General features: G+C 53.9%; 20 protein-coding genes. 11 read left to right on the forward strand and 9 right to left on the reverse strand.

Going from position 1 to position 18690, the window contains the following annotated elements:
* Positions 1 to 112 precede the first annotated feature (112 nt).
* Positions 113 to 1222 carry a UDP-N-acetyl glucosamine 2-epimerase gene (locus K4305_RS00580; RefSeq protein ID WP_331560377.1) on the reverse strand — a complete coding sequence of 370 codons (1110 nt, stop codon included), beginning with the start codon at positions 1220 to 1222 and terminating at the stop codon, positions 113 to 115.
* A 73-nt stretch (positions 1223 to 1295) separates the two neighbouring features.
* On the opposite strand from K4305_RS00580, the gene K4305_RS00585 reads away from it, so the two are divergent.
* On the forward strand, positions 1296 to 2213 hold the full coding sequence (locus K4305_RS00585) for an LptA/OstA family protein (RefSeq protein WP_331560378.1): 918 nt from the start codon (positions 1296 to 1298) through the stop codon (positions 2211 to 2213).
* A gap of 70 nt (positions 2214 to 2283) precedes the next feature.
* Here K4305_RS00585 and K4305_RS00590 read toward each other — a convergent pair whose 3' ends face one another.
* Entirely contained in the window at positions 2284 to 2541 is a 258-nt protein-coding gene (locus tag K4305_RS00590) for an FmdB family zinc ribbon protein (protein WP_331560379.1), read from the reverse strand.
* Between the two features lie 192 nt (positions 2542 to 2733).
* Here K4305_RS00590 and recO point away from each other — a divergent pair, with 192 nt between their 5' ends.
* Together recO and hemL are read left to right on the forward strand one after the other, a co-directional pair.
* A complete protein-coding gene (recO, locus tag K4305_RS00595; protein WP_331560380.1) occupies positions 2734 to 3519 on the forward strand; it encodes a DNA repair protein RecO in 786 nt (261 codons plus the stop codon).
* A gap of 130 nt (positions 3520 to 3649) precedes the next feature.
* The gene (gene hemL / locus K4305_RS00600; RefSeq protein ID WP_331560381.1) at positions 3650 to 4945 is read left to right on the forward strand and encodes a glutamate-1-semialdehyde 2,1-aminomutase; all 1296 of its coding nucleotides are present in this window, start codon (positions 3650 to 3652) and stop codon (positions 4943 to 4945) included.
* 149 nt (positions 4946 to 5094) lie between these two features.
* Here the strand turns inward: hemL and K4305_RS00605 are convergent, their stop codons facing one another.
* The 3 genes from K4305_RS00605 to K4305_RS00615 are packed head-to-tail and all read right to left on the reverse strand — an operon-like array spanning position 5095 to position 5940.
* Positions 5095 to 5331 carry a DUF190 domain-containing protein gene (locus K4305_RS00605; RefSeq protein WP_331560382.1) on the reverse strand — a complete coding sequence of 79 codons (237 nt, stop codon included), beginning with the start codon at positions 5329 to 5331 and terminating at the stop codon, positions 5095 to 5097.
* Complete coding sequence (crcB, locus tag K4305_RS00610; protein ID WP_331560383.1) at positions 5328 to 5708, reverse strand: fluoride efflux transporter CrcB; 381 nt, start codon at positions 5706 to 5708, stop codon at positions 5328 to 5330. Before crcB ends, K4305_RS00605 begins: the two co-directional genes overlap by 4 nt.
* A gap of 1 nt (position 5709) precedes the next feature.
* A complete protein-coding gene (locus K4305_RS00615; RefSeq protein ID WP_331560384.1) occupies positions 5710 to 5940 on the reverse strand; it encodes a hypothetical protein in 231 nt (76 codons plus the stop codon).
* Between the two features lie 688 nt (positions 5941 to 6628).
* On the opposite strand from K4305_RS00615, the gene K4305_RS00620 reads away from it, so the two are divergent.
* The 3 genes from K4305_RS00620 to nrfD are packed head-to-tail and all read left to right on the forward strand — an operon-like array spanning position 6629 to position 10413.
* Complete coding sequence (locus K4305_RS00620; RefSeq protein WP_331560385.1) at positions 6629 to 8845, forward strand: molybdopterin-containing oxidoreductase family protein; 2217 nt, start codon at positions 6629 to 6631, stop codon at positions 8843 to 8845.
* A 3-nt stretch (positions 8846 to 8848) separates the two neighbouring features.
* Positions 8849 to 9415, forward strand: a complete 567-nt coding sequence (locus K4305_RS00625) for a 4Fe-4S dicluster domain-containing protein (RefSeq protein WP_331560386.1) — start codon at positions 8849 to 8851, stop codon at positions 9413 to 9415.
* A gap of 2 nt (positions 9416 to 9417) precedes the next feature.
* A complete protein-coding gene (nrfD, locus tag K4305_RS00630) occupies positions 9418 to 10413 on the forward strand; it encodes an NrfD/PsrC family molybdoenzyme membrane anchor subunit (protein ID WP_331560387.1) in 996 nt (331 codons plus the stop codon).
* A gap of 89 nt (positions 10414 to 10502) precedes the next feature.
* On the opposite strand, the gene K4305_RS00635 is transcribed toward nrfD, so the two are convergent.
* Entirely contained in the window at positions 10503 to 10895 is a 393-nt protein-coding gene (locus K4305_RS00635) for a hypothetical protein (protein WP_331560388.1), read from the reverse strand.
* Between the two features lie 356 nt (positions 10896 to 11251).
* The gene (locus tag K4305_RS00640; protein ID WP_331560389.1) at positions 11252 to 12685 is read right to left on the reverse strand and encodes an NAD(P)/FAD-dependent oxidoreductase; all 1434 of its coding nucleotides are present in this window, start codon (positions 12683 to 12685) and stop codon (positions 11252 to 11254) included.
* A gap of 239 nt (positions 12686 to 12924) precedes the next feature.
* Between K4305_RS00640 and ruvX the strand changes: the two genes are divergently transcribed.
* From ruvX to K4305_RS00665, 5 genes are all read left to right on the forward strand, one after another.
* Complete coding sequence (ruvX, locus tag K4305_RS00645) at positions 12925 to 13353, forward strand: Holliday junction resolvase RuvX (protein WP_331560390.1); 429 nt, start codon at positions 12925 to 12927, stop codon at positions 13351 to 13353.
* A 92-nt stretch (positions 13354 to 13445) separates the two neighbouring features.
* Positions 13446 to 14027: an orotate phosphoribosyltransferase gene (gene pyrE, locus K4305_RS00650; RefSeq protein WP_331560391.1), complete on the forward strand. Its 582-nt coding sequence runs from the start codon at positions 13446 to 13448 to the stop codon at positions 14025 to 14027.
* A gap of 12 nt (positions 14028 to 14039) precedes the next feature.
* On the forward strand, positions 14040 to 14900 hold the full coding sequence (locus tag K4305_RS00655) for a prephenate dehydrogenase (RefSeq protein ID WP_331560392.1): 861 nt from the start codon (positions 14040 to 14042) through the stop codon (positions 14898 to 14900).
* Positions 14900 to 15757, forward strand: coding sequence for an NAD(+)/NADH kinase (locus K4305_RS00660; RefSeq protein ID WP_331560393.1), 858 nt, complete (start codon positions 14900 to 14902; stop codon positions 15755 to 15757). Before K4305_RS00655 ends, K4305_RS00660 begins: the two co-directional genes overlap by 1 nt.
* 35 nt (positions 15758 to 15792) lie before the next feature.
* Entirely contained in the window at positions 15793 to 17250 is a 1458-nt protein-coding gene (locus K4305_RS00665; RefSeq protein ID WP_331560394.1) for a hypothetical protein, read from the forward strand.
* A gap of 8 nt (positions 17251 to 17258) precedes the next feature.
* Here K4305_RS00665 and K4305_RS00670 read toward each other — a convergent pair whose 3' ends face one another.
* Entirely contained in the window at positions 17259 to 17831 is a 573-nt protein-coding gene (locus K4305_RS00670) for a KdsC family phosphatase (protein ID WP_442880399.1), read from the reverse strand.
* 15 nt (positions 17832 to 17846) lie between these two features.
* Positions 17847 to 18677, reverse strand: a complete 831-nt coding sequence (gene kdsA, locus K4305_RS00675; protein WP_331560395.1) for a 3-deoxy-8-phosphooctulonate synthase — start codon at positions 18675 to 18677, stop codon at positions 17847 to 17849.
* Positions 18678 to 18690: the final 13 nt, after the last annotated feature.

Below are 18690 nucleotides of genomic sequence, written 5' to 3' on the forward strand. Positions count from 1 at the left end.
GAGTCCATCCTGAACGAAGAGCGGATTTTCCAGCCCGCCATTCAATAGCAAATTCAGGCATAATCAAGAATTTCTGCAGTCAATACGATTGACCGCCTGTTTATTCTGTCGGTCACATAATCCGGTCGAGCACGTCTACGATGCGCGCGGCGGCGGCTCCGTCCCATTTTTCCGGAATTTTCGAGCGTCCTGGCATGTGGGCGTGATCATCAACATGCAGGATGTCGTGGACACGGGAGAGAATTTCTTCCTCGTCCTCGCCGACAAGCACGTTGGTTCCTGTTTCGATGGTGGATGGACGGCTGCTCGATTCCGACATGGTGAGGCAAGGCACGTTCATGACCGTCGCTTCGGATTGCAGTTCGTCGGCATCGGTAATAAGCAGCGAAGAGTCTTTCAGAAGACGCAGTTGAGCGGTATAGCCCTGGGGATCCACCATCCGAAGGCCGGAGAGCGCTGCAAACGCTTCGTAGAGACCGAATCGCTTCATCGCGGCTTCCATGCTTTGAGTGAGCGGCATGAGCACAACGATCTGGCCGGTTATTTCCGCAAGCAGACGCAGCAGCATATCGAGGTACTGCTTCTCGATACACTGCTCGTGACGGTTAAGCAGAAGAAGGGCATATTTTTTCGGTTCAACGCCGAGATCGGAAGTAACGGTAAGCCTGTTGGCATCCTGCATAAGACCCACAAGGCTGTCGATGGTGAGGTTTCCTGCAAAGTGGAGCTGCTCTTCGGCGATGCCTTCGTTGATGAGGTTATACTCGCCACTGTGTTCGCTCACGAAATGGAAATCCGCAACGGTATCGATCAGCATACGATTAATTTCGGCATACTCCCTGCGGTCGTAACTGCGAAGACCGGCATCGACAGGAGCTACGGCTATACCGAGCTTTGCCGCAGTAACGGCAGCGGCCATCGCGGCGCTGTCGCTGCCGCAGATCATGACGAGATCAGGAGCTTCGGTCACGATGATTTTTTCAAGCCCGGTCATCGCCGATGCGGTTTCCTCCGCAGCGGTTCCCTCGGACAGGGATAGGCTCTGCAGATCGGACTCCAAACCGAAAGCGCCGGCAACGCCGTCCATAAGCAACCGTACTCCTGACTCGAGAACCGCAACGGGAACCGGACGGTAGCCTCCTCGCTTTTTGAGTTCCTGGTAGAGCGGAGCGAGCATCAGGGAACCTTGCCGTCCGCCTGCTATGAGAAGTATGGTTTTCATCGCTGAAAAGCTTTAGTACATTATAGAGCTGAAGTGCAGGTTCGAATTACGGAACGACCATCCGACAATATCCATGACAAAGGCCTTTCGATCCGTTTCCCTCTTCGCCGCCTTGCTGCTGCTCCTGACGGCGATGTCCTTTCCGGTTCATAATACATTGCAGGCGGAAAAAAAGAAAATTATTCTCCTGAACGCCGACGCCATCGAGGGAGGCGAAACAGTATCGGGCGATGCTCGACAGTCCTACCGTTCGGCAGTCGGCAACGTACGTTTCCTGCACGGAACGGTTACGCTCTCCTGCGACCGCGCAACGGAGTTCGAATCAGAAAATAAAGTCGTGCTTTCGGGAAACATCGTCATCACAGACAATGACATTGAAATCCGCGCAGACAATGGCGTCTATTTCCCCGAAAACGAGCAGGGAGAACTGACCGGCAACGTACGAGGCCGGATGCGCGACGGCGGTATTATGGCAAGAGCCCGGAAAGCCGTGCTGGAAAACAGGGAAAACCGGCTATGGCTCTATGACGAAGCCATCGCGTGGGGAAAAAACGAGCAGCTCAGCGGCGACATCATCATGGTTCACACAAAAAAACGGACAGGAAAAGAGAGCCGGTACGTTGACGAGGTACAGGTTCACCGGAACGCGCTGCTTGCCGCACGCGACACGCTTTCGACATCCCCCGTACTCTATAACCAGCTGAGCGGCAATCGTATGGTCATCACGATGGACGACAGGGCGAAACTCTCGGACGTAACCGTGACCGGGCAGGCAGAGAGCCTCTACCATCTCTACGATGAGGAAGGCCGGCCTTCCGGCATCAATTACTCCAGCGGAAACTCGATCCGGATGTTCTTCGTGGAGGGCAAGCTCGACAGGGCTAAAGTAACGGGTAATGTGGAGGGCCGGCAATATCCCGAAGGGTACCGGGGAAACCCGAAGGTCAATCTGCAGAGATTTGTGTGGAGAGAACGGGAGCGGCCTTTTTGACGATGTGCCGGAAAAAAGCCCCCCATCCGGGCTGAAGGGAGGCTCAACTGATATTTATCCGGAAAAGAGCTTATTTCGCGAAAGGACAGGTACCTGTTGAACAGCCTCCGGCTGGAGCGGAAGAGGAGGATGTCGGGGCCTTGCTGCCGCAATAGTCTGTACCGTAGAAACCCGATCCCTTGAGTACGAATCCGCCAGATGCGCTGATAACCCGTTCAAGGGTCTCCTTTTCGCATTTCGGGCAGGTTGTAAGGGCGTTCTCGGTCATTTTCTGGAACACTTCAAGTTCGTTTCCGCAGCTCGAACAACGGTATTGGTAGGTTGGCATATCTTGTTCTCCTTATATGGTATATATCGTTCATCCGGAAAACCGGCAGAAGCAACTATGCGTTTCATGATTAAAAGGAAACTGCTGCTTCACCTGTTTTACGTCTGCATCACTGATTAATTGGGAATTCTGCCGTAAGCGGCAGAGGCTTCCGTATATAACTATATTTCCAGAATTATAAAAGTTCCTGCCGTGATTGTAAAAACACGCGCCGTAGTGCTCAGGGAGACAAAATTCAGAGATCAATCGAAAATCTGCACGCTCTTCACCCGCGACTTCGGCAGGGTGCCGGTTATCCTGAAAGGTGCGAGAAATCCAAAAAGCCGTCTTTCAGGAAAGTTCAGTCCCGGCAGCGTACTCGATATCGTGCTCTACAGGAAAACCAATCGGGAGGTGCAGCTGGTAAGCGACGGCAGCGTGGTGCACAGCCCGCTTGCCACCGAACCGAATCTGGAACGGTTCGCTACGATGTACCGTATGGTGGATCTCGTCGCCTATGCGGTCGATGGCGAGGAGAAAAACCTGCCGCTGTTTTCGCTGCTCGAAACAGCGCTGGAAAAGCTCTACAGGACGGAAAGGCGCTTCGAACTTCTCCTCGCATGGTTCCTGCTGCGGTTTGTCTCTCTTCTGGGATTCGAACCATCGATAACAAGATGCGTCTGCAGCGGAGAGGAAATCGCTCCGGCAATCAGGGCAATGAACCTTCAGGAACTGGTGTTCGTGATGAACCCCGGCGGCATCGCCATTCCCGCTGCCGCAACCGGACGGACCCAACAGGAACGAAGAATTCCGTCAGATGCATTCCGCCTGCTCCTGGCCATTGCCGACACCCCGCTGCAGCAACTGGACAGCGTACAGGCAGACGAAGACCAGACCGCAATGCTTGCCTCGATGCTCCAGGAATACTGTGCCCTGCATCTGGAACGCGCCCCCCGTACAAGAAATCTTGACGTCGTCACACAAATGCTCTCTAAATAACGCCATTACTACCAGCCTGTTTTTATATCTCACAGAGGATTTCTATCTTGCGGAATAATTATTTTTTGCCGCACCATGCGTCTGTTTCCGTTCGTCCTGTTTCATCAAATCCAAAATCCAATTGCCCGACATGCCTCAGCTAACCAGATCAGCAGAGCTCTTTGAGCTTGCCAAGAAGTTTATTCCCGGCGGCGTGAATTCCCCGGTACGTGCATTCAAGTCCGTCGGCGGCACGCCGATATACATGGCAAAAGGCGAAGGTGCCTACATGACCGACGTGGACGGCAACACCTATCTGGATTATGTAGGATCCTGGGGGCCGTTCATCCTCGGCAGCATGCATCCCCGGCTGACCGCCGCTATCGAATACACCCTGCGCAACATCGGAACCAGTTTCGGCACCCCGATTGAGATGGAAATCGAGATTGCAGAACTGCTGTGCAAGATCGTTCCGTCGCTCGAGATGGTCCGCATGGTGAACAGCGGCACCGAAGCCACCATGTCGGCTGTTCGCCTTGCCCGCGGATATACCGGCAAGGATAAAATCATCAAGTTCGAAGGATGCTACCACGGCCACGGTGACAGCTTCCTCATCAAGGCAGGCTCCGGTGTCCTGACGCTCGGCGCTCCCGACAGCCCAGGCGTCACCAAAGGCACGGCAAACGACACGCTCAACGCCACCTACAACGACATCGAATCGGTCAAAGTGCTCGTCAACGAGAACAAAGGCCAGGTCGCAGCAATCATCATCGAGCCGGTCGCAGGCAACACCGGCGTCATCCCGGCAAAGAAAGAATTCCTCGTTGCTCTGCGCGAGCTTTGCGACCAGGAAGGCATCGTCCTGATCTTCGACGAGGTGATGTGCGGCTTCCGCGTAGCACTCGGCGGCGCACAGGAGCTGTATGGCGTAACTCCCGACCTCACAACCATGGGAAAAATTATCGGCGGCGGCCTCCCTGTAGGAGCGTTCGGCGGCAAGCGCCAGATCATGGAAAACGTCGCCCCGCTCGGCGCGGTCTACCAGGCAGGCACCCTGTCGGGCAACCCGCTTGCCCTGACTGCCGGGCTCGAAACCCTGAAAATCCTCATCGAAGAGAATCCATACCCGGAACTCGAAAGGAAAGCGGCATTCCTCGAAGCCGGTTTCAGGGACAACATGCAGAAACTCGGCCTGAACTACGTGCAGAACCGCGTAGGCTCGATGGCCTGCCTCTTCTTCACCGAAACCCCTGTTGTTGATTACAAGAGCGCCATCACCGCAGACTCTGCAAAATACGGCAAGTACTTCCACTCCATGCTCGACCAGGGCATTTACCTCGCCCCGTCGCAGTTCGAGGCCATGTTCACCAGTTACGTGCATTCGGACGAGGATCTGGAAAAGACCGTCAAGGCGAACTACAACGCACTCGTCGCCGCACACCAGTAAGCTGCGAGAAAACTGAAACGCACAAAGGGCTGCCGAAATGGCGGCCCTTTTTATTATACCCGTTCAGGGATAAGCCAGCTACACGTTCGATCAAGGACTCTACGCCGTACAATTCGAGGCTCTAAAGGCCATAGATGAAAGATTACAAATCAACAAGGCCCGGTATCATATCCGCTCAAATCGCAGTCGAGCGACCAGATTAATATCTTTGCGGTGTGCACATTGTGCCGCAGGCCGAAGGAAAGATAGCCGCGAAAAACGGTCGCTCCGGCCATGCCTCGTTCAAGGGCTTCGCTGACCATCAGCTCGAAAAGGGGGCGATGGTGCAGCTTTTCCTGCTCGCCGACAAAGACACGTAACAGTTCCGATTCGATGAAGTGCATCATGACCAGAGTTTAGCTGTTGCCATACCGGTGTAGAGCGCAAGAAACCCTCCGGCAACGCTCCCGGCAAGATAGAGAGCCATGTAGAGCACCTGTCCATCCTGGATCAGGGCACTGTTCTCGTACATGAAGGAAGAAAATGTTGTAAATCCACCGCAGAAACCCGTTGCAAGTAAAAGTCGCATCTCCGGAGAAACAAGCGTGGTGGAGACTGCAAGCTCGCTCAATAACCCGATGAGAAAGCTGCCGAGCAGATTGACCGTAAAGGTTGCAAAAGGAAAACCCGTACCGGAAAACGGTACCGCAAGCGCCACGATATAACGGACCACAGAACCAACGAATCCCCCGGCACCGACCAGCAACAGGTTTCGAACCGACATGTTACCGGTCATGACCGCAGGTCTGCCGCTCCTCGATGCGCTTGTGCGCGCAGCACATTTCGTCGAGAATTCCGAGCAGGGTGTTGAAAATGCCGAGACAGATGATGGTCGGCGCCCAGAGCCCGATAAAAATGGCAATCAGTTCATGGTTCGGCGATGTGCCGAAAATGAAAATATAGATCGAGAGCAGAATGGAAAATCCTGCGCCAATGAAGTAATAGAGTGATTTCATAGAAACATCCGCTAATGGTTAGTAGTCAAATGTACTGATTCGCCTGTCAAGAAAAAAACCGCGACACCTGCCGAAAAGAGTCTGTCCTTCTCCTTCCGATACGCTCTCACGGCCTGCCGATGCCGAAAAAAACATCAAAACATATAAAAGGATATAACAATCGTTATTCGCAAGAAAACGTATAAAAAAACACAAGAGCGATAACAATTGTTATCGCTCATATATAACAAAACAATAATAACCCGGCACAGAAACAATATCTCCATATCAATACAAGGTCATTGATCTTATAAACCATATACTCATAAAGCAATATCTATAAAACCAATAAGCTATTTAAAAAAAACAACATACAAACACAGCAAGAGAAATATTTTTACATTGCATGATGTTGTTCGAACAATTATATTTATGCTTCATATAACATCATTTAATCTCCGCAAGCCGTCTCGGCCACAAAGGTTTCCATTCGGAAAACCATTACTTTTCAGGCACGGGAAACTGTATTGCCGAAGCCTTACAGGTAAGGCATTTACGTTGCTTGTCCGATGCAGCACTCACTGAAATCGCCATTGCAATTCCAAGTCGGGCACAAATCCGCAAAATAATTTCTACGCGGCGGAGTGAGGCTGGTTATACCAACTTGCAGTTCCAGTATTTCGTCAACCATCAGTAAGGAGCCCATCATATGAGCCATGGCCAGAACTTCAGCCGCCGGGACTTCATAAAGATATCTTCTATTTTCCTTGCAGGATCCGCCGCTGTGACAACCGCCACCGGACATGCGTTCTCCGGTGCGGACGATCAGGTCGGCGATGAGGGCAGCAGAGTGGTTTATTCGTTTTGCGAACACTGTTTCTGGCGGTGCGGCATTGCCGCTCATGTCCGGGACGGAAAGGTTTACAAGATCACCGGTTCGGAACATCATCCTCTCAGTCAGGGCAAGCTCTGCCCGAGAGGTACCGGAGGAACGGGTCTGCTCTACGATCCTGACCGCCTTGCTCACCCGCTTATCCGCGAAACGAAAGGAGGGCGGCAGTTTTATCGCAAGGCTTCGTGGGAAGAAGCCATTTCCCTTGTAGCCGAAAAACTATGGAACATCAAGGAAGAGCACGGCCCGGGAGCGCTTGCCATGCTGCATCACGGATACGGCGTCTCGTTCTTCAAGAACATGTTCTCGCAGATCGGCGTGAACAAGTATGCGAAACCTTCATACGACCTCTGCTGCGGCCCTGCCCGGCAGGCCTCGGTACTGACCTACGGCTATCCGAGCGATACGCCCGAAGGATTCGATATGAAGAATAGCAAGTACATGATATTCTTCGGCACCCACTTCGGCGAGAACATGCACAATACCGCAGTTCAGGAAATATCCGACGGCATCCGCAACGGCGCGAAGATCGTTGTGTTCGATCCCCGATTCTCCACCCTTGCAGGAAAGGCCGAGCACTGGCTACCCATCAAGCCGGGAACCGATATCGCCATGATGCAGGGGCTCATGCATGTGCTTATCAGCGAAAACCTTTACGACAAGGCGTTCGTCGAAGCTCATACGGTAGGCTTCGACGAGCTCCGGGATTCAGTAATGGAGATGACCCCTGAAAAAGTTGCGGAAATCACAGAAATTCCTGCAGATGCCATCCGCACGATAGCCAGAGAATATGCCTTTCATGCCCCTGCGGCCTTCGTGCACAGCGGAAGGCGCACCAACTGGTACGGAGACGCGCTGCAACGGATCAGAGCCATCCATATCCTCAACGCGCTGGTTGGCAACTTCTGGATGCCTGGAGGCGTCGTCGCATTCAAGAAGTTCCCGCTCGTTCAGCCGCCGGCCGCACATGAACATCCGGCCTATGAAAAAGAGGCTTACAGCAAATATCCGTTTTTCCCGCAGGACGAACCGTCCAATACCATCACTTCGCACGAAATCATCGAGGATACCATCGCCGGCAATATCAAGGGTCTGCTGATCTACGGCGTAAACCTGCCGGAGACCATGACCCTCGGACGGGACAAGGCCATCGAAGCTATGAAGAAAGCCGAATTCGTGGTCGCCGTCGATGTGCTGCCGGCAGAAGTGACCGGCTATGCCGACGTGGTGCTTCCCGAGTGCACCTATCTCGAGAGGTACGACGACCTCGACAACGGCCGAGCCTTCCGTACCCCGTTCGTGGCGCTGCGGCAGCCTGCGGTCGCCCCTATGTACGATTCCAAACCGGGCAATGAAATCGCAAAAATGATAACCGAAAAATGGGGCATTCATGGAGCCTTCCCGCCGAGCGTTGAAAAGGGTCTCGACAGGAAACTCAAACTGGTCGGCAGTTCCCTTGCGGAGATCAGAAAAAAAGGCGTGCTGGTGATGCCGGAAACCGATCTCTACCGGAAACCTGGCGAATCGCTGAACCTGAAAACTCCGAGCGGCAAGGTCGAACTGGCTTCGGCCCAGCTCAAGGCAGCAGGGTTCGACGCCGTACCGAAATACGTACCCCAGCCGGAAGCTCCGGCAGGATTCTACCGGATGCTGACGGGACGCAAGCCGATGCTTACCTTCGGGCGTACGGCGAACAACCGATTCCTCGGGGATCTCGCAACAGCAAAAGAGAACGAAGTCTGGGTCAACAACCGGATTGCAGAAAAGCACAGCCTGCAGAACGGCGAATATGTGCACCTCAAGAACCAGAACGGCGTGGTTTCGGAATTCCCGGTGAAGGTGAAGGTCACCCAGCGGATCCGTACCGATGCGGTATACATGGTGCACGGTTTCGGCCACACTTCGGCAAAACTCACCTGGGCCTATAAACGAGGCGCTTCACATAATCAGCTCATATCGAGAACCGATATCGATCCAGCTATGGGTGGCGTCGGGTTCCAGAACAATTTCGTGACATTCATAAAGGAGGCATAACGCGTGAGTAACAAGAAAAACTATGGAATGGTCATCGACACCAGGGTCTGTGTCGGCTGTTCAGCCTGTGTCTATGCCTGCAAGCAGGAGAACCATGTGCCGGAAGGATACTGCCGCGACTGGGTTGTGCAGGAGACTGGAGGTGAGTACCCGAAACTTACCATGGAGAACCGTTCGGAGCGCTGCCAGCATTGCGACAACGCCCCCTGCGTCACCTACTGCCCGACCAGGGCGTCCCACTATGCCGAAGACGGTACGGTCCAGGTCAACAGGTCGCTCTGTACCGGTTGCAAAGCATGCATGGCTGCCTGCCCCTATGATGCCCGCTTCGTACACCCTGAAGGATTCGTGGACAAGTGCTCGCTCTGCCAGCACCGTATCGAACAGGGCATGGAAACCGCCTGCGTTTCCATCTGCCCGACCGGCAGCCTGAATCTGGTCGATTTCAACAATATGGACCAGAAAGCAAAACAGTTATTGAGCGGTAAGGTCGTTTACCGCCAGAAAGAACATGCAGGAACGGAACCGAGCCTGCACTGGATTTCCGCAAGCAATAAACCCGGAGCGTAACTATGTTGGCAACTGCAGTAAACGAGATCGTCTCGACGAAACTCAATCCGAATGTGGTACCCCATCTGCACATCTGGGAGTGGCACATACCTCTCTACCTCTTTCTCGGCGGCATTGCCGGCGGGCTGCTCGTGATCACCTCGATCATGATCGTCCTTAAGCGCAAGTTCGGCATCGGACCCCGTGACGAGGGCAACGGATGTCCCTGCCTTGCCGTGAGGATCGGTTCGATTCTCTCGCCGACCCTGCTTGGCATCGGCATGCTCTTTCTCTTTCTCGACCTTGCCCATCCGCTCTATGTATGGGCATTCTACACCACCGTCCAGCCCACTTCGCCCATGTCGGCCGGAAGCTGGATTCTCATCGCGTTTTTCCCGCTCGCCATTCTGCAGGCAATGCTCGTGAACAAACGTCAGCTTCGCGATTTCAATATCGAGATCGTCAACAAGGTGATCGACTGGACGGAAAATCACATGACCATGGTAGCGCTGGTAAACGCCCATATCGGAGTAGGAATCGGCATCTATACCGGCATCCTGCTTTCGTTCTTCTCTGCCCGCCCCCTCTGGTCGAGCTCGATCCTCGGCATGCTGTTTCTCGTATCTGGTATTTCCGCTGCAGCCGCGCTCATGCTGCTGCTTGCCCCCAAAGATGAAAAACCGGTCTACAGCATGATCGACGCAAACGCCATCTGGATAGAGATCATGACGGTAGGCCTCTTCGTACTCGGCGGCCTTACCGGTTCTGCCAACAGCCACGGTGCCATGATGCACCTGATCACCGGCGACGTCAACCTTGCCGGAATGTCCTATATGTTCTGGTTCTGGGGGATTTTCGTGGCAGCTGGCCTCGTTGTTCCGCTTCTGCTCGAGTTCCTCGAAGCGGCAGGCGTACATATCAGGTTTCCAAACGTCGCGCCGGTCATGGTGCTTCTCGGAGGTCTGGTGTTACGGTTTCTGATCGTCTTTGCAGGCCAGACCTACCATACCTTCGTTTAGGATTTCCTTTACTGTAACGAAAAAGAGCCCCTGAAACCGGGGCTCTTTTTCGTTACAGTGCAGCCATAAACCGCATTCGATCATACAATTCACCAATTAATTCTTAACCGGTACGGAGCGGCACCTCCCCTCGGATCGTAGATCCGAACTATTGCCGTATAATTGTTGGAACTTCTCGGCTGCTGACGCACATATGCGCTGCCCCGCCCTCTGATCTTTTCCAGTCGAACATACTCTGTCCGCCTCGGAAGCCGGCCGTCGAAATCGTAACGCTGATTCTCCACGCGCCGTCCGGAAACAACCCTCGCTCTGACTGAACGTCCCTGAATATAGAGATCGACTTTATCGTCTACACGGCCTCTCCATACGAGAGAACCTCGCCAGTCATCCTGATTATCCCATCTGGCTTCTGCCGGCGCGCTCAGGAAAAGTGTTCCCGCCGCCAGAATAACACCAGGCAATAAACGAACAAGTGATTTCATGTTGGTCGTAAGAGTTTGTGGATTATGAGAATAAATGGATAAGCCGAAACTCGATATTTCCGTCAACACACAACATCAACAATACGCGGTTTCTATCGCAGATGAAGTATAAAAAAAATGCCTGAATTCCCATAGGGGGAAAACAGGCATTACAGAAACACAAATAATAGCGGAATACTGACGAAACACAGAATATTCAGGACGTTTTTTCGTGGTGAACGGCTTTGAGAATCTTGATGTTCAGCACGACAAAGCGCCAGAGCTGGTAGATCCTGCAGCGCATCAGAAATTTGTCAAACGATGTTGGCCTCATGGTTATCGCATTTTGTCATTGATTGAATTCGTTTCTTAACCGGTCATTCAGGTATGAACTGCCAGCCGATACGGCCTCTGAACTTGTGCATGAAGGTGGTTTCCACCATCTGCTTGAGCCATGCGCCTGAAATACCGCGCTCCACCTTTGTGACGAACATATCTCGCCCCTCCTTGTTATCGTAGCGCGAATGGTCGGGTACGATAGGATAAATGATCATCACGATAGCCGAACCGTTCCAGAGAGATTTTCCATTCGAGGCAATACAGACTGCAAGCATTTCGGACATGCGTTCGCGGTGGGTCATGCGGCCGGTCCTGATCATATCGATCACGTTGAATGCTACTACCCTGCCGATTACTCCGGAGATCATGCCGGTTCTCGGCGCTCCCGGAGTAATGACCGTGCCATTTCTGGTCGTATGAGGCGCAGAAATCGGACCTGGAGGCGCAAAAGCGATACCGGCAGAAAAGATGTTTTTGTATGTCGGATTGTAGTACTGGGCCGGCCATGCGTTTGCGTTTTTAACAAGATCTTCATATGGCAGACCGTAGATACCGTCGGCAAAAACAAACCCGCCAGGATTGCACACTTTCGAGGAAATATCCTGCCCGTCTTTATCGAAAAACTTGAAAGTAACGCCGCGCGACTGGGGAATAAGCATGGCGAAATCGTAATCGGTCTCCCCGTAGTTCCCTTCGAAATCCTCCCAGTAGACTTTCTTTGCATCGACCTCTTTAACGCCTCTGCGTACCGCTTTTCCGATACCGAACTCATCCATCGCGTCCTCGATGAGATCGCCTCCCTTTGCAATTCTGCCTCCTTTTGTAACGACGTTTATGCCGCCCACGCCGAAATCGCCGATTTCAGGCTCGTTGGTAAGGTAGACAAGTTCGGCCTTGTCCCTTATACCCCTTTCGGAAAGATCGTGATGAATATTGGTGATATACTCGAAGGCCGCGCCCTGGCATGCCGCAAGCGGATGGCCGGTTCCGATCACAAGTTTCTGGCGCTCTCCGCGCTTCATGCGCTCCACCGACTGCAGATAGGCATCACGCGCCTGAATGGCGGTATCGTAATGGCAGATAGACTGGGTGAATTTTTTCGGTCCGAGGCCCGGCGTTGCATCGTAATTCATATGCGCACCGGTCGCGATGATCAGGTAGTCGTATTCGAGGCTTGCCGGACCGGCATTGTTTGCCTGATCGAGGACAATGTAGTTCTCATCGGGATGCACCGCAGTTACCGACCCCTGAACGAAGTTCACATTGAATTTGTCGTAGATCGGCTTTAACTTGAAGATAGTGTGTTCCGGCTTCACGGCATCTATGCCGAGCCAGACCCATGAAGGCACGAAGCCGAAATAATCGAATTTGTGGACAACCGTTATTTCGTGTTCCCGACCTATCGCATCGCCAAGGTACATCGCCGCAGTATGGCCCGCGAAACCGGCACCTATAATAACAACCTTTGCCATAGTGTTGCTCCCGTTATACTTGTTTTTATTGCAGCCCCCTCGGGCTTCATGAAAAGAACACGCAAAATTAATACCAAAATGCCATATAGCCAAGCAGTTATACAAGAATATTGAGCATATGCTATATTTTAACACGTACCATACACGCCTTTGGCGAGATATACCTGTAGTTGCGTTCCCGCAAAATCCAGCTTTATTTATACAACCACAAATTAACATTAAATAGCGAAACAGGCACCATGAACCTGCAACAGAAAAAAAGAATCGCTGCTATAGACTATGGAACGAAGCGCATCGGACTTGCATGGAGCGACCCTCTCGGACTCTTTGCCCAGCCTGCCGGCACATGCGCACATGACGAACTGTTCGCAAAACTCTCGGCAATGGTTGACGAAGGAGAAATCGGCATCATCCTGGTAGGATATCCGCTCAACGACGATGGAACGGAAAACACCATGACCAGAGTTGTAGACCGGTTCATCGACGATCTCGGTGTCGCCTTCCCCTCGGTGCCGATTCAACGGGTAAACGAACACCGCTCTTCGCGCGATGCAATGCGGATTCTTGCCGAATCAGGCATAAGCCGCAAAGAACGTCAGAAAAAAGGGCGCCTTGACAGCGCGGCGGCATGTGTTATTCTGCGGGAATATCTCGATTCGCACCGCTGAAGTCAGACTCAGAGGGTTTTTATTTTGCCGTTTTTGCCGAGGCTTCCGTATTTTAGCTGTTTACATACCCGATCATCAACCAATATCGATCCATGAGCAACCCTTCCTTGCTTGACGTGTTCAAGTCTACCGGCGCCCTGCTTGAAGGCCATTTCCGGTTAACCTCAGGCCGCCACAGCAATACCTATTTCCAGTGTGCAAAAGTGCTGCAGCATCCCGAACACCTCTCGCAGATCTGTAGCCTTATAGCGGAGCATTTCAGGGGTGCCGGAATCGACACCGTAATATCGCCGGCCATCGGAGGCATTGTGGTAGGCACTGAGGTCGGACGTCAGCTCGGAGTGAAAACGATCTTTGCCGAACGCAAGGACGGAGCCATGACCATCCGCCGCGGATTCGGCATTGCTGAAGGTGAACGGGTGCTGGTAATCGAGGATGTCATCACGACCGGCGGTTCGGTAGCCGAAGTAATCGCGCTCATCGAAGCGGTCGGAGCAAAACTCGCAGGAGTGGGATCGGTGGTAGACCGCAGCAGCGGCAAGGTTCGGCTCGCCGAAAACCAGTTCTCGGTACTGGCCATGGACGTAGTCAGCTACGATCCCGAAGAGTGCCCGCTCTGCAAGGCCGGAATACCGATTGAAGCGCCGGGAAGCAGAACCATCCGGCAGAACTGAAGCGCCGGACCCGTGCAACCCGTTATCAGGACAATATCGTTCGTCGGCCTGGGGCTGATCGGCGCTTCAATGATGCTGGCGTTCAGGCAGGCGCATCCCGAGGGAGACGAGCCCCTTTTCCTGAAAGGATACGATCCCTTGTTCAGCGAAGAGGAGCGTCAGGAAGTTCTCGACAGCGGACTCGACCGTTTTGAAACCGACAAAACCGATCTCTATGACGCCGACCTGATCATTCTCTCGGCGCCCGTAAAGGTCAACATCGCCCTGCTCGACGAGATCAAGGCATTAGCCAGCTCGGCGGTGCTGGTCACAGACGTTTCGAGCACCAAGTCCATGATAGCAGAAAAAGCGCGTGATCTCTGCATCCCGTTCATCGGCATGCATCCTATGGCCGGAAGAGAACAGCAGGGTTTCCGGGCTGCAAGCGCCGAACTGCTGCAGGGAAAAACCCTCATCCTCTGCGATAACGGCAACTTTCTCGATGAACCGAAAGGCAGGGCATTGTCGGCACTGCTCACTGCGGCCGGCTGCAGAACGATGATCATGGACCCTGCAAAACATGACAGAATCGTGGCAAATATCAGCCACCTTCCTCAACTGATTTCCACGCTGCTCGTCAACCACTGCGAAAAGAACATCGCCGCCTCGGGTCCGGGTTTCGCCACGCTGGCGAGGCTTTCCGGCAGTTCATGGGAAATCTGGAACGATATCGTACAGACGAACAGCGCCAATATAGCCGATGAACTTGAACGGTTCGCCGCCGAACTGGAAGTACTTGCCGAAGAGGTGAGGCGCCTTGACACACAGACCATTTCGTCGAGATTCAGCAATGCAAACAGGTTGTACCAAACCCTCAAGGAGCTCCACAAATAATGAAATTCGGCATCGTCGTCAACACGGAGCGCAGGGAAGCGCTGGTTCTGGCCAAGGAACTGACCGGCTGGCTCGACCGGCACAAGGCAGGATATGTTCTGGAATCCCTTTCCGCAGAAAAACTCGGCATCGGACCTTCGGCAAAAATAGACGATCTCAACCGGCTTTGCGACGTCTTCATATCGCTCGGCGGCGACGGAACCCTCCTCTTCACATCGCACTATTCCGAAACGAAACCGGTTATCGGTATCAACGTCGGGCACCTCGGATTCCTCACAGAGTTCAGCCAGGCCGAGATGTTCCCTGCCGTGGAAAAAGTGCTTGGAGGAACCTACTCGATTCACAACCGATCCCAGCTTGAAGCCGTCACGACGATCGACGGCCGCGAGCAGAGGCTGCGCGCACTGAATGACGTAGTAATCGAAAAGGGAACCTACCCGCGTATTCCTACCTTCGTCATCCGCCTTGACGGAGAGCTGCTGGGTTCGTACCGGGCTGACGGCATCATCATCGCTACATCGACCGGCTCCACCGCATATTCCATGTCAGCAGGGGGCCCGATCATCGCTCCCAAATCATGCGTGTTCGTCATTACGCCAATCTGCCCGCATATGCTGACGGTCAGGCCGATCGTCATCAGCGACGAAAAGATTATCGACGTATCGGTCGATGCGCAGACAGGAGAGTTTCCGTTGAACTGCGACGGACGCATCACCAAAATGCTGCTGCCGCAGGAGACGGTAACGGTTAAGAAATCAGATACGCTCATCAATCTCGTCGCCAACGAAAGCAGAGATTACTGTGAAATTCTGCGCACAAAACTGCTCTGGGGCCGCGAGCATAACTCCGGTCAGTAAACAAGCATCCGAATGCACCCCGCAAAAACCGCTTCATGAGCCACCCTGTCAGCCCTGCAGTCCTCCGCCATATTCTCGGCATACCGGAACGGACTCCTCTTTCCATCGATGCCATGTGTGCCGATCTCCGGTGCATGCTCTATCCCGCCACCGCGATAACGGCAAGGCTCGAACGGTTCTCGCTTGCTCTCGTCCGGGCAATGCGGACGCTTGGCATATCGACAGAGACATATGGCGAAACATCGCTTGTAAACGGTCGGTTCATCCCCGGTACGGTCATCCTCGCACCCGGCATCTTTCATGACGGAGAACTTGCCATAAACCGGGTTTCGACGCTCTATAACAATATCATCGTCGGCATCTACGACGAACCGCCGCCGCTTGAACCAAATGCGACGGCCCAGGAGAGGCTGGACGCCATTGTCCGGCGTCTGGCCCGGGATATGGTGCATATCCTGATCTACGTGACTGAAACATCTTGGACCATATGCACCATGAACGGCGGAGTTGCTACCTTCGATACTCCGCATCCCGCCAGAAAAGACGTGCGCGACACCCTGGTTCCGAAACTGACGGCTCAGGTGGTTCCGCCAAAACCGGAGGATTTCGACTTGCGTTCAGGCGAACTGCACCTTAAAAGTCCGGAGTACACGGCGGCTGCCGGTGACTTTCTTGCCTGCAGCCGATGCTGGTCTTCAAACAGCTGTCTCCTTACTCATACATCGACCGACGGGCTGGAATACCGCAATGATTTTTACCGGAAAATCGTGGCTCGATATCTCGACAAGCGCAGCGGCATGAGCTACGGATTTTTTGCAAAACAACTGCCGGTCGCCGTCCAGCCGGCAAAACCGGCCGGCGAAACCGTTCAGGGATGGGTACCGGTCAGAATCGCGGGTCGGACAATGCTCGTCCCTGTGCCGGACGTACGGGTGCTCACAACCCGGTCGGGATGCCGGAAGCACGCGCTGAATTGCGAAACCGACCTTGTCGAAATCGGAATTGAACAGGGAAAAGCATACATCAAGACACCTTCGGAGCTTCCGGAGGGTACCGGCAGCCGGCCATCGTTCGATACCTTCACCATCCTCGCCCACGCGCTTGGCAATGCATTCATCGCGTCCATTCTGAAAACCCTGAAGCCGGGAGCGCTTTTTCCCGATGAACTTGAAAAAAACGGGGCATCTATGACCCATTGGCATGCTTACCCCGACAGTTCTATCCTGCCGGCAGGATACTTCATGCACGGCCAGAGCAATCCGCCGGTCTCCTGCTCGACGCCCCAGTCGGCGGCATACAGCCTGTTCGGGAAAATCGAGGCGCTCGAACATGCGCTCTTATCCGGAAAAGCGTATCAGGGCGATGTGCATGTCGAACCGCACCACGGCACGAACATCGTGGGAGTTCTCAGTCTCGAGGAGACCGCCCGGTTTCTGAACGGGCATGTTCCGCAAGGGACGATCCCGGAAACCTCTTCAGAAAGAAAAAAATAAACGCGGACCTACCCTTCGGTCTCCTGATCGCTGTAAACCCACTTTCCCTGCTGCTGCAGCACCATTTCGACAATTTCCCGGATACACCCCTTGCCGCCTTCGTAAGCGGAGATATAGCCCACGCGGTTCCGGAGATAGTCTGCCCCGTCTATCGGCGTTGCGGGAAAACCCACCCTCTCGAGCAGGGGAAGATCGGCAATATCGTCACCGATATAGGCACATGCTTCATCCTCGATACCGTACTGCCGAAGGAAGGCTTCATAGGCATCGGGAAGACTCGATGACCCGAGATAGATGCCGGTCACGCCGAGCGATTCAAGGAGGGGGCGGAATCCTGCCGCATCCCGATCCGAGAGCACGGCAATCTGCAGACCCTGGCCGATTGCGGCCCGGATAGCGGAAGCGTCCCGATTGGAAATGGAGACAATCTCGCCTCCGTTGCCGTCGAAGGTCATTCGCGGGCCGTTCAGGACGCCGTCAACCGGAAAGATGACGGCCCTGACGGCCTGCAGTGCCTGCTGGATCTTCGATGATGGATCGGCCAGCGAAGGCTCCATGCCGAAATACTGAAAACCTGACAAAACGTTCTTCCTGTTTTAACGTGAATGAATCGACTGCATGCACTGAGAAAGCCGCTGCAGTTCGTTGACGACGGCGGCAAAATCGCCGAGAGGAATCTGGGTCGCCGCATCGGAAAGCGCCGACAGAGGATCCGGATGCACTTCGAAAAAAAGTCCGTTCACTCCCGCAGCCACGGCAGCTCGCGCGAGCGGAAGCAGGTAGCGGCGCTCTCCTCCCGAAACTCCGTTGCCGGCCCCGGGGAGCTGCAGACTGTGGGTTGCATCGTACACCACAGGATATCCGGTCTCAGCCATCTGCGGAATTCCCCGGAAATCAACCACGAGGTTGTGATAACCGAAACTGGAGCCGCGTTCCGTCAGCATGATCCTGCTGTTGCCGGTAGCGGCAACCTTCGCCGCGGCATGAGCCATATCGCCGGGCGCCATAAACTGACCTTTCTTGATATTGACTGGCAGCCCGCTGCGGCCGGCGGCCACCAGCAGATCGGTCTGACGGGACAGAAATGCGGGTATCTGGAGCACGTCGACAAAGGGCGCCGTACGTTCGACCTCAGCCACCTCGTGAACATCGGTCAGTACAGGCATGCCGAACCGCTCTCTGACCTCTGCAAGAATATCGAGAGCCTCGTTGTCCCCTATACCGGTAAATGACGATACTGACGAGCGGTTAGCCTTGCGGTAGGAGCCCTTGAATATGAAGCGCACACCTCCCTCGGCGGAAATGCGCCGCAACTCCCCTGCCACGTCGAGAGCCATCTCGCGGCTCTCGATGACGCATGGACCGGCAATAAAAAAAAGAGAACCTTCCGTTGGCATGTCAATAGTGCCGATTGAGAACTTTTGCACGGTGTTACCGGTT

Source organism: Chlorobium sp. (genome assembly GCF_036528655.1).
Taxonomy (GTDB): Bacteria; Bacteroidota; Chlorobiia; order Chlorobiales; family Chlorobiaceae; genus Chlorobium.

Excerpts from the sequence above, each read along its gene's own strand:
- K4305_RS00580 (WP_331560377.1), bottom strand. The coding sequence starts at position 1,222 with ATGAAAACCATACTTCTCATAGCAGGCGGACGGCAAGGTTCCCTGATG.
- K4305_RS00585 (WP_331560378.1), top strand. The coding sequence starts at position 1,296 with ATGACAAAGGCCTTTCGATCCGTTTCCCTCTTCGCCGCCTTGCTGCTG.
- K4305_RS00590 (WP_331560379.1), bottom strand. The coding sequence starts at position 2,541 with ATGCCAACCTACCAATACCGTTGTTCGAGCTGCGGAAACGAACTTGAA.
- hemL (WP_331560381.1), top strand. The coding sequence starts at position 3,650 with ATGCCTCAGCTAACCAGATCAGCAGAGCTCTTTGAGCTTGCCAAGAAG.
- K4305_RS00605 (WP_331560382.1), bottom strand. The coding sequence starts at position 5,331 with ATGATGCACTTCATCGAATCGGAACTGTTACGTGTCTTTGTCGGCGAG.
- crcB (WP_331560383.1), bottom strand. The coding sequence starts at position 5,708 with ATGTCGGTTCGAAACCTGTTGCTGGTCGGTGCCGGGGGATTCGTTGGT.
- K4305_RS00615 (WP_331560384.1), bottom strand. The coding sequence starts at position 5,940 with ATGAAATCACTCTATTACTTCATTGGCGCAGGATTTTCCATTCTGCTC.
- K4305_RS00620 (WP_331560385.1), top strand. The coding sequence starts at position 6,629 with ATGAGCCATGGCCAGAACTTCAGCCGCCGGGACTTCATAAAGATATCT.
- nrfD (WP_331560387.1), top strand. The coding sequence starts at position 9,418 with ATGTTGGCAACTGCAGTAAACGAGATCGTCTCGACGAAACTCAATCCG.
- K4305_RS00635 (WP_331560388.1), bottom strand. The coding sequence starts at position 10,895 with ATGAAATCACTTGTTCGTTTATTGCCTGGTGTTATTCTGGCGGCGGGA.
- K4305_RS00640 (WP_331560389.1), bottom strand. The coding sequence starts at position 12,685 with ATGGCAAAGGTTGTTATTATAGGTGCCGGTTTCGCGGGCCATACTGCG.
- ruvX (WP_331560390.1), top strand. The coding sequence starts at position 12,925 with ATGAACCTGCAACAGAAAAAAAGAATCGCTGCTATAGACTATGGAACG.
- pyrE (WP_331560391.1), top strand. The coding sequence starts at position 13,446 with ATGAGCAACCCTTCCTTGCTTGACGTGTTCAAGTCTACCGGCGCCCTG.
- K4305_RS00660 (WP_331560393.1), top strand. The coding sequence starts at position 14,900 with ATGAAATTCGGCATCGTCGTCAACACGGAGCGCAGGGAAGCGCTGGTT.
- K4305_RS00665 (WP_331560394.1), top strand. The coding sequence starts at position 15,793 with ATGAGCCACCCTGTCAGCCCTGCAGTCCTCCGCCATATTCTCGGCATA.